This window comes from Agrobacterium sp. O3.4 (assembly GCF_041414895.1).
GTDB lineage: Bacteria > Pseudomonadota > Alphaproteobacteria > Rhizobiales > Rhizobiaceae > Agrobacterium > Agrobacterium cucumeris.
The window spans coordinates 24,878-39,063 of the sequence record NZ_JALPZP010000001.1; the positions used below are offsets into that span (position 1 = coordinate 24,878).

The following is a 14,186-nucleotide window of genomic DNA, read 5'->3' on the forward strand; positions in this document are numbered from 1 at the left end:
AGTCGGCGAGTGACCGCAGACTTGGATATGCATCCGGAGAGGCGTACCGAACGGCACGGCCCGTAGGCCGTGCGTATCCCTGTGCATGTTGACGAAGTTAGTCCCGCGAGGTCCGGTTCCGTCAGAAAAGCTTATTTTGTAAGGGCTCACCAGCTGGCTTTGAAACCGACCATCCCGGAAAGGGTATAGCTTTCCCCCAACTTCGCTAAACCGGAGTCGAGTGAAGCTTTGCCATAGATCGCATATCGGTCATCATTCCAAGCGTAGGTTGCGCCCAGTTCGATCCCGCCCCAGAGTCGTTCCTGCCGTGCAACGGTATCTGTTCCAGATATGGTGACCCGTGTTCCCTGAAAAAACTCGTTGCGGACGTTCGTAGCGCCGAAAAAATCCAAATGGGAGACCGTTCCGTCCGCCTCTTTCCAGACGCTAGAATACTCAACCGCAGCCCCGAGCCGACCACGAAGACTTTCGCCGTCAGAAAAGACAACGGCGGCTCCGAATGGATCCGCAAACTCATCGACTTTAATACTGGTGTAAACTAGCTGCGCCTGTGGGACCAGCGTCCAGTTGTTGCCAATCTTTATGCGTTGCCCAGCTTCCAGACCTATTGCGGCGCCAAAGCTGTTATTGTCACTTGTGAGCGATTGCCCCAACGTATCGGACGCCAAATCACTTTTAAGCCAAGTTGCCTGCGCCCGTCCATCCAGGTAGAATCCGCCGGATCCATACCATGTCAGTGCTGCGCCTGCACCATAACCTTCGCTCGCGATACTGCCTCTGCTTCCGAACGCACCAATCGTTGCAGAACTTTGATCGCGCCGGAGGTTCGCTCCGCCAACTAGAGTTCCATGTTTTCCCTCAAGCAAGATGCCATCGACACCGACCTGAAATGTGGAAGACTCATACTTATAATCCGCTTCGCTTGCGGAACTAGCCAAAGCATGTCGCCCGCGTCCACCCTCAAGATGGACCCAAAAGCCACTTCTAGCGGTACAGTGGGTCCCATCGGTAGCGTGGAATTCGACATCCTCCGGTGCGTAACATCTGTCAATTCCGGCGAGATTTCCGCCACGCCCAGTTGTTTCATGTTGTTCTAGAGGATTTATCCAAAGACGATTCCGGCCGCTGTTTGACAGATCTGGAAGCTGTGCCATTTCGAGAAGAACCTGCGGGTAGCTTTCGTAAACGGGGACCGTTGGCGCCAGAGATGCCTTTCGGAGGTACCAGTTACCGTCGGCTGCATCACTCCCAACGCCATTGTGATAGAGGCCGTAGGAGTAAGCTCCCAGTACGATCGACTCCGATTCACCGACCCGGGAATCACCAACGAGCGAGAAAACGTTTGCGCCGGAAGCGTCTTTGTTGCGTACTTCGACGAGGAGAATGCCGTTTCCATCTTCTGATGAGCCGTTGCTTTCGCGTCGGGCAATCCTAATCTTGGTCGGACCGCTTGCAACGCGCGTGCTGTCCACGACGAGAACGTCAGCGTATGATTCCGCCGGCTCTCTCGATGCGCCACCGCCATTTGCCACCGCGTTTAGTACGAGGTGACCGCCATCACTGAGGAAAACACCATTGCCCGCGCCTGAATCGGCGGTGGCATTGCCGGTGATGAGGAGCGTATTGCCTGTTGTTGGTCCTGTCAGATCGATCGAGCCCGAATTTTGAAAAGTGCCTAAATTGACGAGCTGACCTTGAACCACGCCAGGTCTATTCAACGAGTAGATATTGGGATCCAATGGGCTCGTGGCTGATTTAGGTTGATAATAGTTGCCTACGTCGACATTTGTTTCCCCCGTTACCGAGCTCAAATGGACGGTCGCACCGACCTGATTGTGGAAGATGCTGGTGTTGGAGCCAAAATCGGACACAGAGACCCGCTTTGTATCACGCAAACCATCGCCATCAGTGTCGGCGAAGTGCCGAATGCTGAAAACACCGTTCTCACCATTGATAAACTGATTGCCGTCGACGCCGGCGTACACAACAAACCCGGTCAGGCTGCCTTGATTGACAACATCCAAATGCCCGTTTGCTGGATGGAATCGCCCCACGTCAACGACGGCACGGTCGGAGCCAGCTTCAATTCGACCGGTGTTAACAAGTTTGCTCAACGTCGCGGAGCCAATTAAAATTCCGGAAGCGGGTCTTTCCGAGGTTGTGCCTATCTCGGTCAAGCCTGGCTGCCATCCGCCGCTCACCGTCGCCTCCCTCCCCACGACAACAGTTGAGGTGGAGGTCGAGGAGTAGGAGGAAATGCCGATACCGAATTGCCCTGAAGAACGAATTTCGCCATCAAAGCGGCCTTCGGACTTGTTTTCCGCCGTTAAATCTACCCCGAAAGATTGATCCCCGGTCACATGGACCGTGGATTTTCCATCCTGGATCATAACGACGTCACCACCACTTGAGCTTTTTATACCATTGGCCAGTGAACCCGCAGTCGTTATGGCTGTCTCTGGGGCGAGACGAACAATTGCCGCGCCTGTCCCTGGCGTTCGAGTTACGATCGCGTGTGATGCATCGCCTTGGGTCGTAATGCGTCCACCCTTGTTAATAGTAACAGTGGCGTCCTGGGAATTGGCTGCGTCATCGATTTTGGAAATGGCACCATAAGCGTAAGCGCCGCTCGTGGTAACGAATGCGCCCGATTCGATCGTCGCCGATCCGAGAGCTTCGTTACTTGCAAGTAGAGCGTCTGCGGCAAAGCCGCTCGTTTGAATAGTCGCACCTTCAGTGGCGATGATGTGAGCCTGTCCAGGATTGGCCGAACCGAGAATGCGAAGAAAAATACCCTGCCCATTTTCTCCCTGAGTTGTAATGGTGCCCTTTGTGATTGCCAGTGCGTCGCCGCTGCCCCAATGCTCACCATAGACCCCGCGCCCCATATGCCCCGTGGCGGTTATGGTGCTGTTTTCCCGCTGAAATATGTCGAGATTGGCATGACCAGCCCCGCTTCTGATCGACCCGGAAAGTCCTGCTGCGGAACCTGTATCTGACGAGGGGATCTGCACGTTAATATCAGCGGCCGAAATTATCGAGATATCGCTGTCACTCTCTACAAAGACCGCGTCAGAGTTTAGGCCGGATGTGCTAATCGACGTCCCGTAGTCCAAGTCAACTGTTGAGGGGGAGTTCAAAAGCCGCAGTGTTACTCCTCTGTTTCCGTCCCCATCAATCCTGTCAACCGTGACGCCCCGCTCTAGCCTTATCCAGTTTGCCGCGTTTAGGACATAAGTGATACCGTTAGGGTAGGGATTTAGCGACGTGTCGTTACAGGTTACGACGCCCCCAACTGCTGGTCCGCATTCGCCATCGGCAAAGCTGACACTTGTCGTGCCTGCAACTGTAAAAATAACCATGGCAGTTAAAGAGCAATTTCGATGGAAGCCAGTATTAGTCATATTCACCTGCAGTATCTATTATTAATCTTCCTTTACCGGCTGACTCATAACGAAATACAGTTTATGGTTGTGCCTGGTTTGAGCTACAAGAGTTTGCCTTCAGCTGCGGAAGGGTCATGCATTACAGCTTTACGGCCTGGACAAACTGATATCCCAATCGCCGACATGCACCGCTCATAGCATTTGCTGGAGGAAGAATTGGCTGCGTTGCAGGCACATTGTCTACTGCCATATGATGGGGGTACGCCCACCATATTGAATGTTTGGTATGGCCAAGTTGTTTGAGACTGGCGTGTCCGGTATGAAGGCGCCCTGAAATTGCAGAGCGCTTTACCCCGCTTGAAGGGGTTTCGTTTCCACGTGAGATTGTCGCTTATGTGGTTGGAATTGCCACGTGGATTGGCGTTGCGTACCAGCGGCGCGGTGTCGCCAGTTTTAGACTGTCATTTCAGCAGCATACTCAGCCCACAGGCTGAACGTATCAGCTCGCGCGTGGCGGTATGAAATGGCGGTTGGAATGTAGCGGCGGGGCGGAAGATCGTGTTGATTTGATCGTGGGCCGACAAGGAGTACTATGCCTGAAGCGGTGTTTTGAACCGACACATGATCTTTTCGCATTTTCGGGTCTGCTGGTAGGAGTTTTGGCCCAGACTGCATAGGCGACGATCTCACGCGGGAAGCGAAACTCCATCCAGCCGGAGTAATGAGCCAGGATCTTCATGCCGGACCGATAATCAAAATGACCGGTTCAAACAACTTGGCAACGTATGCTTACAGATATTCGCCTCATAACCGAAATGGAAGTGGTAGTAAAAAGTGGACAGTTGTAAGCTTAATCGCTTGGTTTTCTTATAATTATTTATATAATATTCAAGGGTAAAGCTAGAATACTCGCGTAATGAGGCCGTTATTCCGGTTGAAACTCAGGATGACGTTACGGAGCCGCATATATCAATCCCTATCATATGGTGGTAGTAGATTTATCCGACTAATCAGAATAATAAATCCACGCACTGTAGAGTATGGAATAAATATTACAATACGACCAACGTGCTTTGCGAGTTATAAATGATTGAACTGGTTCGTCGGCGGAGACGTTGGAGTTGGACACTAATTATTTCTCTGAAAAAATGTACGAGGCTGCTTTCTTTCCGGAGCTGTGGGTGCCGCTGCTTGATGAGTTGGCGGCGCAGACTGATTCCGGTTTCGGTGGCATCGGAGTATATTGGCCGGCTCCAAGGGGTATTACGACCAGTCGCAGGATCCTCCCGGATTATGAAGATTGGCATCAAACTCCCGAAGCCCAAGAGCGATGGACGAGCTATGTTCGCGCTAAAGGGATAATTAATAAAGGTTTCCTTCAGCTCGATCCGTTTGCTGGCGATTGGTCCGATATTGTCGATTTCCAGGAGAGGGTTAAGCGGCATGCCGAACGTGGCTACGGTGTACAGGCGGGCATGATTGTTGAGTTATTTAACGGTGAAATTATAACGCTCGAGTTTACTCGCCGGCTGGGTGAGCCCGGTTACGGTCCGAAAATCATTGCTCAGCTCAACAAACTAAACCAGCCCTTTTCGCAAGCTGCGTTGTTCGCGTCACGTATGTATTTTGAGCGCGTGCGTGGAGGAGTAGAGATGCTTAACAGCGTCGGAGTGGCTGCCGCTTTTATCGCTCGCAATAGAGAAATCGTCCTAACAAACGATCTATTCCACGATAGCCGTCGATATTTTTCCGCGAATTCGTCAGGTCGCCTCGATCTCAAGGGCAGCGATTCCTTGAGGAAGGCCTTCTCCCAGGCGCTGGATGTTTCCATAAGGAAACCCGTGAGCATACCCATCCCAGCGGACGAAAGTCGTGACGCTGCGGTTATCCAGATGATTCCATTGTATCGAGAAGCGAGACACATATTCGCCGGGCCGGGGACGATAATGATTGTCACGCCAGTTGCAACGACGAGAGGACTTCCCGGTGCGGAATATGTTTCCCGGCTCTTCGGATTGACGCCCGCGGAGGCTCGATTGGCGCTGGCGTTGACATCCGGCCTCTCCCTACGCGACTCGGCTGCGAACCAACGAATAACTTTCGGAACGGCGCGCACTTATCTGAATGCAATTTTCTCAAAAACAGGAACTAGTCAACAAAGCTCATTGGTGAGTCTATTGAAGAGTGTGCCTTCAAATGAGTCACATAACTCGAACAATGCTTTGCTGCCTTGAAGGCGAGTTTTTGATGAGCGCGCTTCGTGGCGCGCAGGAATGGCCAGAGTCTATGCCGATACGCTGAATCGGCTCTTTCTTGTTGGGGCGACGGTGCTCTTCTCATCAAGAGCCCAATCAGGTCATCGTGTCTGTCCATGGACCGCATAGCAGCCGGCAAGCATGGCGGGCACAGTCGAGGGGCAGATCGTGCTGCGAACTCGTAAAAACGCCTGAAATCGGCCCTCGCAACGATTTTTTTGCCCTCTGTGGGTTGTTGCATAAAACTTGATTGTAGTAATCACGTTAAGCGGATGTTGCGATCCGATCCATCATGTGGGTGGGGCAGATGAATCTCAGGGTTGGTACGGTGTGCAATCCGATCAGGACGACGTGGCGTGCGCGGCCAGGGGAGCGAAAGGCGTGACGGATGTGGTCGGTACCGAGGCGCATGATTTTGCCGGCTCGCTCGAAGATGCTGGCATTCTGGAGGAACGGATGGAGATGCAGGGCGATACACGCCGCTGGCGCGAGGTCAGCCCCGGAATGTTCCTCGGCACCACCGATCTTCGCCTCGACACGCCGCTTGCCTATCAGAGTCACACCTTTCCAGCGATCTGCCTCTCCGTCGTACTGGAGGGCTTTGCCACCAACACGACCGAAGGCATCGAGGGTGGATTCTGCCCGGACGAGGTCTGGATCACTTCCACCGGCGAAAGCCGGCCGACGAGCATGACCATCCATGCCGATCAACCGGTTCGCGTGGTGGAGTTATTGCTGACGCCCGCCTGGAGCGAGCATAACCGTGCCGTCATGGATGGCGATCCCACCTATCAGGCCATGCAACGCGCCATGTGCCAGCCGGTGATGATACGCCGCCATTCGCTCGATGCGCGGCTTCGCCAGATAGCCTGGTCCGTGCTGAACCCGCCGGCGCACGGCGCCTTCACCAATGTGCATCTCGATGCCAGTGCGATGAGCCTGCTGAGCATTCTGGCGGAGGCCTTTCGTCCGGCTGAGGTGGCCGCAGTCGCCAACCTCACCGCGAAATCGCTGGAGCGTATGCTGGAAATCCGCCGGCACATAGATGCGAATGCCGCTGCTATCGATTCGCTCGCCGGCCTTGCTGCCCGCTTCGCCGTCGGCCAGAGCAAACTCAAGCAGGACTTCCAGCGCGCCTTCGGCATCAGCGCCCGGGAATATCTTCTGGAGCGGCGGCTGCTGATCGGTCGGAACGCTATCCTGCGCGACGGATTGAGCATTGCGGAGGCGGCCTACAAGGCCGGCTACCAGCATCCCGCAAACTTCACTTCGGCCTTCACCCGGCATTTCGGCTATCCACCTAGCCGATTGAAATCTTGAATGATTTAAAACTGGATAATAATCGTAAGCTTTTTGCCGAAACGCATAAGCCAAGCGCCTCGACCCTTCTTACATCCACCGCGATAATCCGCGCCGAACTGGGGTCCGGGGATTGATCATGAAAACTGCCATACGGTTTGCCACGCTTCTGGCAAGCACCAGCCTGCCTGTCATTGCTCTTGCGCAGGAGGCGACGGAAACGACCGTGCTGAAACCGATCATCGTCACGGCGCAGAAGCGCACGGCGGAAAGCAAGGACGTGCCTGCAAGCATCGCGGTGGAGAGCGGTGAGACGCTGGCGCTTGAGAAGACAAAGCGCCGCGATGATGCCATCGCTGCCGCGCCCAATGCTCAGACCGGTGCCGTCACGGCGAAACTCTATACATCCTTCACCGCGATCCGCGGCGTCGGCTCTGCGCTTATCGAGAGCGACCCGTCGGTCGGCGTCTATCTCGATGGTGTCGGTATCGGTAGCGCACAGGCCCATAGCGGCACGTTGCTCGATGTCGACCGTATCGAGATTCTGCGCGGACCGCAGGGTACGCTCTATGGCCGTAACAATATTGCCGGTTCGGTCAACATCATCTCCAACCTGCCTGATCCCGACCGGACTGGCGGCGAACTCGGAGTTGAATATGGTCGCTTCGGCACGGCGACGGCAACCGGCATCTTCAACACGCCGATTGGTGACAATGGCTGGGCAGCGCGCGGCGCCCTTTCGGTCTCGAAGACCGACGGCTCCCTCTATTCAACCATCAATGACGATGATCTCGGCGGCGGCAAGGATGTGCATGGTCGCGTCAGCATTGCCGGCGACCTTACCGATAACCTCGAATTCCTCGGTATCGTCGATATCGAGCGCCATGTGCTGGACGGCGAGATGCTCGGTATGCCGGAAGCGGATTTCCTCAAGGGCAGGCGGGGAGTTGCTATTGACGATCCGATCCGCATCGAAAGCGATCTCGCGACTGTCTCTGGCCAGTTCACCTACCACCTCGACAATGGCGACAAGATCGTCTCGATCACCGGCTTTCAGAAAAGCGCGGTGGATGTCGGCGGCAACGGCTTTCCGCTCGGATATTTCGCGGCCTATGACGGACTTTTCCAGTCCCTCGGCTTCCCAAATTTCCGCTACCGTGCAGACAATCCGTTCGACGGCAGCTATCGTCAATGGTCGCAGGAAGTGCGTTATGTCTCCGAGGACAACGAGCGCTTTAACTGGGTCGCCGGACTTTATGGCGAGTTCTCGGAGGGCTCGCGCACCTATGGCGCCAACAGCACGTTCACTGGTGGAGCTGCGACGCTTTCGACCCGTGGAGATACTGACACGGTTTCGCTTTCGGGCTTTGCGGACGGGACCTACGCGCTGAACGATCAATGGAAAGTTTTTGGCGGTCTGCGTATCGGCCATGACCGCAAGTCCTTCGACTACGACTTCACCGCCAACAAGACCGCTGAACTGCTTGGCCTGACCGGAACCTTTGCGCGCGGTTACAACGCCCGGCTTTCCGAAACCTACGTCACACCACGCATCGGCCTGCAATTTGCGCCGATGGAGGGGTTGAACCTCTATGGCGGTGTCTCGAGCGGATACAAGTCGGGCGGTTTCAACTCCGGCTTCGTCGGCCTTGGTGATGAAGGGGCCTACGATTCGGAAAGCGTAACCAGCTATGAGGTGGGCCTGAAGTCGGCGACACTGGACGACCGGTTGAGGGTCGAGGCTTCATTGTTCTACATCGACTGGCGAGACCAGCAGGTCCAGGGCTTCAATGGGCTGACCGGCGCCACGCCGATTTCGAACGCGCCACAGAGCCAGTCCTTCGGCGGCGAACTCTCCGCCGCGTTCGACATCGACGATCACTGGTCGCTCACGGCCGGCGCTGGCTACGCGGATGCGACTTACAAGGAATACCGCAATGCGCGTGCGCTGAATGGATCGGGCGCGGTGGATGTCAGCGGCAACCAGCAGCAGTTCGTTTCACGCTTCACCGGGTCGGCCGGTCTCTCCTACCAGTGGGAAACGGGCCTTGACGACCTCGTCGGCAAGGTCGGCGTGAACTACCGTTATCGGTCGAGCTACTATTTCGACGTGCAGAACACGATCCAGCAGAAAGGCTATGGCCTCATAGACGCCTATGTCGGACTGGAGAATGACCGCTATGCGGCCTATGTCTTCGCCAAGAACATCGGCGATACCGACTACCGCACGGTCGCCGCAAATCTCGGTGTCGGCACGCTGGTTTCGCCGGGTGACCCGCTGACCTTCGGCGGCAGCTTCAAGATCAAGTTCTGAGCCCAAGATGGCGAAGAATGCATTAGGTGACATGCCCGAAGAGGCCGGGCAGGGAGACGACGTTGCCGGCGGTGGGGCTGCCGGCCATCTCTGGCGATTGACGGAGGGGTATCGTGGCTGGATGGGTATCGTCATCGCGGCGTCGATCCTCTCCGCGGTGCTCGAAACAGCTGTCGCCGTGCTGGTCGCATTGGCGGTGGCGGCGCTCATCGCGGGAGATCGCGACGGCGCGATCTTTTGGTCGGCCGGGCTTCTGGGATTGGTCGTACTGTCCTGCCTCCTGCAGATGGTATCGAACCTGCTATCGCATCGGGTGGCGATCGACGTGCAGGCGCAGACGCGGCTTGCGATAGGCCGGAAACTCTGGTCCACACCGCTCGGTGCTCTCCAGCGCTTCGAGGCTGCCGAAATCCGCCGCACGCTGATGGAGGATGTCGAGCGCATCGAGGATGGCATCGCGCATCTTATCCCCGACCTCGTTGCCGTGATGATCGCCCCACTCGCTATCGGCATTGCCATGCTGTTCCTCGACTGGCGACTGGCCATTGCAGCATTCCTGCCGGTTCTGGCCGGCTTTATCGCTTTTTCCATGATCCTGAGGCATGACGGAGGGCTGTCCCGCCGGTTTGTCGCGGCGCAGACGGCGGTCGATGCTGCTTTGCAGGAGGCGATCCGCATGGTGCCCGTCATCAAGGCCTATGGTATCGGCCCGGGCGATCTTCGCCGGGCGGAGGCATCTTTCCAGGAAGTGGACGACGTGGTTGGCCGCTGGCTTTCCTTCTCCGCGTCCAGCAACAACTGGTTTTTCCTTGCCATCACCTCGACGCTTTTGATCGTTGCGCCACTTGGCCTGTGGCTTCATCCGCTGCCAGACGGCTATTCCGTACTCGTCTTCTTCCTGCTTGCGAGCTTCACCCTTTCCTCGCTTGGCGTGCGGCTGTTCGGCGCGATGGGGCGACTGCGCATCCAGCAGGCCTCGCTGGCACGCGTTGATGCACTGCTCCGGTTGCCAGACCTGCCGGTTATTCAGGATCGACTGCAAAACGGGCAGGATATCCGCTTCGAAAAACTTGGTTTTGTTTATGAAGATGGTTTCGCGCTGGAGGATATAGACCTGGATATCAAGACCGGTCAAAGCGTGGCGTTTGTTGGTCCGAGCGGTTCAGGAAAGTCGACCCTTGCGCGGCTCCTGCTTCGCTTTTTCGATCCCGATATCGGCCGCATCACGCTCGGCGGCCGCGATATCCGCTCTTTCCCGCAGCATGAACTCGCTCGGCAATTTGCCCCGGTGTTTCAGGAGTCGTTCCTGTTTTCACAAACGATCCGCGCCAATATCGCGCTCGGCCGGCCAGGGGCGACGCAGGATGAGATCGTCGAAGCCGCACGTCTCGCGCAGGCGGATAGTTTCATAATGGCGCTGCCCGAGGGTTACAACACTATCCTCGACCGGGGCGAAGGGCTTTCGGGCGGACAAAAGCAGCGCATCGCGATCGCCCGGGCTATCCTGAAGAACGCGCCGATCCTCGTGCTGGACGAGGCAACGGCCTATCTCGACCCGGATAGCCAGCATGAAATCCAGCAGGCCCTGGATGCGCTGGCAAAAGGCCGGACCGTCATCGCGATCGCCCATCGCCTCTCCTCCGTGTGCGGCTTCGACCATATAGTCTACCTGGAGAACGGCCGCATCATGGAACAGGGAGACCACGACGCGCTGCTTGCCCTCGACGGCGCCTATGCCCGGCAATGGCGTTCGCATACTGCTGCCCGATCCTTCGTCCTTGAGAATGGCAGGGTGCGTTGATGGCGGACCGCGATCCTCTCTTGTACCTCGGCACTCGGTTGGATGCGGCTTCGCTCGGGCGTATGCTCGATGGCCTGTTGCTCGTCGCTCAACCGCTTCTTGCCGCGGTCTTCCTGTGGCAGGGTGCTGGTGGAAATTCAGGACGTTCCGCTCTCTGGTGCGCCGGCATCCTGCTCCTGATCTTTATTGCCCGGCGCCTGCTGCTTTGGCCAGCTTTACGAAAACTCTATGCCGAAGCCTATGGCGGTGGGCTGCGTTTGCGACGGGCGATCCTTGCACACCTGATCCGCATGCCGCTGGGTGCCTTCCGGGCGATCGAAGGCGGCAAGCTTATCCAGGCCGTGTCAGAAGACGTGCTCTGGCTTGAAAACCATGCATCCTATACCCGGCCGGAGATAGCCGCCAATGCAGCAGCACTCTGCGCCTGCCTGATCGGCGCGCTCCTCTTCTGGCCAATCGCTGGTCTTGCAGTTGTTGCCACCATGATTATCGGCTTCGTCGTCCTCGTTTTTGCGCAACGCCGGCTGGCCACCGGGTTGGAGCGCCGTGGGCGCAGCCTGGCTGCCGTTTCGCTGGCGATGCAGGAACAGGCGGAAGGTGTTTCGGTGTTGCGCGCCTTCTCAGGTGAAGACGACATAGGGGAAGACTTTGCCCGAAACGTCGCCCAGCTTCGCCATGGCGCCTGGCGCGGCATCCGTCAGATGACGCCGATTGCCATCTTGTTTCGCATGGCGATCGAGCTCTCGGCCGCCATTGCCATGCTCATCGCCGTTCTCACCTTGGGCGAGATGTCGGGCGCGGATACCATTCACAAGGTTGTCGCCTTACTATTGATCGTTTCGGCGATTGTCCCGGCGCGGAACTTCGCAAGCCTCACCGCCATGCTTGTGCTCGCCCGCATCGGGCGGCGGAATGTCGATGCCATCTTTGCTGTGCCGGCGCCTATATCGCATGCCGATAGCCGTCCTGATACCTTCGACATACGCTATGAGAATGTCTCTTTCACGCATGGCGGACGGAAGGTGCCGACACTCTCCGGCATCTCCTTTTCGGCAAAGCAGGGGGAGATGGTTGCGCTGATCGGTGCCAACGGCAGTGGCAAGACCACCTGCCTGCAACTTCTCATGCGTTTTTTCGAGCCGGATGACGGGACGATCTGCATCGGCGGTCGGGATATCCGGCAAATCAATGACCAGGTGCTCGCCTCCATGATCGCTCCGGTCTTCCAGGAAACCCTGCTTTTCAACGAGACTATCGCCGACAACATCCGCGTCGGTCGGCCATCCGCGTCCGACGCCGAGGTCGAAGCAGCGGCAAGGGCGGCTGTCGTGCACGACACGATCATGGAATTCGAGAACGGTTATGACACAATGGTTGGCACTCTCGGCGCCCGGCTTTCAGGCGGCGAGCGTCAGCGCATCTGTATCGCTCGGGCAATCCTCAAGGACGCGCCGATCATCCTCCTCGATGAAGCGACCTCGGCCGTCGATCCGGAAAACGAGGAGGCGATCCAGCAAGCAATTTCGGCACTTGCCATCGGCCGTACTCTCTTCGTCATCGCTCACAAACTGCCCTCGATCATCGCTGCCGATCGCATCATTCTTCTGGATGCCGGTGCGATGGTGGCGAGTGACACGCACGAAGTCCTCCTGCAAACCTCACAGGATTACCGCCGGCTTTGGAACCGCTCGACTGTCATGGAGAGCTGGACGATGGCGATACACCAGTAGTTGTTTCAGATGACCGGTGAAGCTCGGCCTGCCAGAGTAAAATATCCGCCCCTTGGCGGATGAGAACGGATTGGCAGACGCGGGCGTGCAAGCCAATGCCACAAGCAGGAAGATGCGGAACAGGGGGATTTCACGGCGCAAGCTCCTTTGTACGCGAGTAGTCATACCCAGGAGAACACCGCAGGACGCTATTTAATCCACATCGTTCCGGGGGCCATCGGGCCTGTTGAAGCTTCAGCCATGAAGTGGCTCGGGTTGGCTTACATCTGATGTTTCGGGAGGCCGGAAAAGGAGCGGAAAATAACTGAGCTCGGCAGCTTGATGAGCGTTCCGCCATCGTGCCAAGCGACTCGGCTCTGATCCCTTGCTTATGGGCGTGTGCATCGGACATACTGACACTCGAACCACAAGGGCCAAGGGCAAGACGAAGCCGGCATTGGATTGCTGGATCGCGGAGCCATGCGAGAAGATTTTACCTCATGAATACGCGATTTCTCGAAACCTTCCTCTGGGCTGCACGGTTGAACAGCTTTTCGGCAGCGGCGGAACGTTTGCACACCACTCAGGCGTCGGTCTCCAACAGGATTGCCGCTCTGGAACGAGAGCTTGGCGTTGTGTTGTTCACCCGCGATGTGCGCTGCGTCAACCTGACGCCGGCCGGTCGTCTGGCGCTGCAGCATGCTGAAAAGATCGTCAACCTGACCGGGGAGTTCCGGCAGATCGTGAGCAGTCGCGAGGCCCTGAAAGGTACCGTGCGTATCGGCGCTGCGGACACAATTGTCTATGCCTGGTTGCCGCTTCTTATTCGTCGAATGAACGAGCAATATCCCGGTGTCAGCCTGGATCTGACCATCGATACCAGCCTGAAATTATCCCAGCGCATTCAAAATGGTGAAGTGGATGTCGGTTTCATCATGGGACCGGTCATGGCTGCGAATATCTATAATTCGCCGCTCTGTACGTTCGAGTCCTGTTGGGTTGGCGCGGTGGATCTGCCTTTGCCGGAAACAGGTGTCACGCTTGAAGATATCGCGCATTTTCCGCTACTTACCTTCTCGACGGGCTCTCAGCCGCATCAGGCATTGCGTGCGCTGCTCGATGCCCACGGACTGTCTGACAGCCGTATTTATAATTCCAATTCCCTGTCGATCATGACCCGCCTCGTGGCAGCGGCGGTCGGCGTGGGCGCTTTGCCGCGCGTGCTGGTGGACGGCATCATCAAGTCCGGTGAAGCACGCATCCTCGATATTGCGCCGTCTGTACCGCCCCTGACATTCCACACCGTTTATCAGGAACGTGGCGACAACGCGCTCGCCCGGGCCATTGCCGACATGGCGACGGAAATCGTCAGTGAAACCACCACACAATGGATGACTGTTGCCGCCTAAATTTTGCGCTGCA

7 protein-coding genes and 1 pseudogene are annotated in these 14,186 nt (G+C 56.9%); 6 read left to right on the forward strand and 2 right to left on the reverse strand.

Annotation, left to right across the window (positions count from 1 at the left end):
• Positions 1 to 146 precede the first annotated feature (146 nt).
• Complete coding sequence (locus M0412_RS00110; protein ID WP_269703320.1) at positions 147 to 3,404, reverse strand: autotransporter outer membrane beta-barrel domain-containing protein; 3,258 nt, start codon at positions 3,402 to 3,404, stop codon at positions 147 to 149.
• A 435-nt stretch (positions 3,405 to 3,839) separates the two neighbouring features.
• Positions 3,840 to 4,030, reverse strand: a pseudogene (locus M0412_RS00115) (IS6 family transposase); the annotation flags it as partial.
• 477 nt (positions 4,031 to 4,507) lie between these two features.
• Here M0412_RS00115 and M0412_RS00120 point away from each other — a divergent pair.
• From M0412_RS00120 to M0412_RS00145, 6 genes are all read left to right on the forward strand, one after another.
• Positions 4,508 to 5,620, forward strand: coding sequence for a helix-turn-helix transcriptional regulator (locus M0412_RS00120; RefSeq protein WP_269703322.1), 1,113 nt, complete (start codon positions 4,508 to 4,510; stop codon positions 5,618 to 5,620).
• 402 nt (positions 5,621 to 6,022) lie between these two features.
• Positions 6,023 to 6,961, forward strand: coding sequence for an AraC family transcriptional regulator (locus M0412_RS00125; protein ID WP_269703324.1), 939 nt, complete (start codon positions 6,023 to 6,025; stop codon positions 6,959 to 6,961).
• A gap of 118 nt (positions 6,962 to 7,079) precedes the next feature.
• Positions 7,080 to 9,254, forward strand: coding sequence for a TonB-dependent receptor (locus tag M0412_RS00130; RefSeq protein ID WP_269703326.1), 2,175 nt, complete (start codon positions 7,080 to 7,082; stop codon positions 9,252 to 9,254).
• A 7-nt stretch (positions 9,255 to 9,261) separates the two neighbouring features.
• Positions 9,262 to 11,055 (forward strand): ABC transporter ATP-binding protein, encoded by a 1,794-nt coding sequence (locus tag M0412_RS00135; RefSeq protein ID WP_269703329.1) that lies wholly within the window; start codon positions 9,262 to 9,264, stop codon positions 11,053 to 11,055.
• Complete coding sequence (locus M0412_RS00140; protein WP_269703331.1) at positions 11,055 to 12,785, forward strand: ABC transporter ATP-binding protein; 1,731 nt, start codon at positions 11,055 to 11,057, stop codon at positions 12,783 to 12,785. The genes M0412_RS00135 and M0412_RS00140 overlap by 1 nt, the downstream gene beginning before the upstream one ends.
• A 479-nt stretch (positions 12,786 to 13,264) precedes the next feature.
• On the forward strand, positions 13,265 to 14,173 hold the full coding sequence (locus M0412_RS00145; protein WP_269703332.1) for a LysR family transcriptional regulator: 909 nt from the start codon (positions 13,265 to 13,267) through the stop codon (positions 14,171 to 14,173).
• The last annotated feature ends 13 nt before the right edge of the window (positions 14,174 to 14,186 follow it).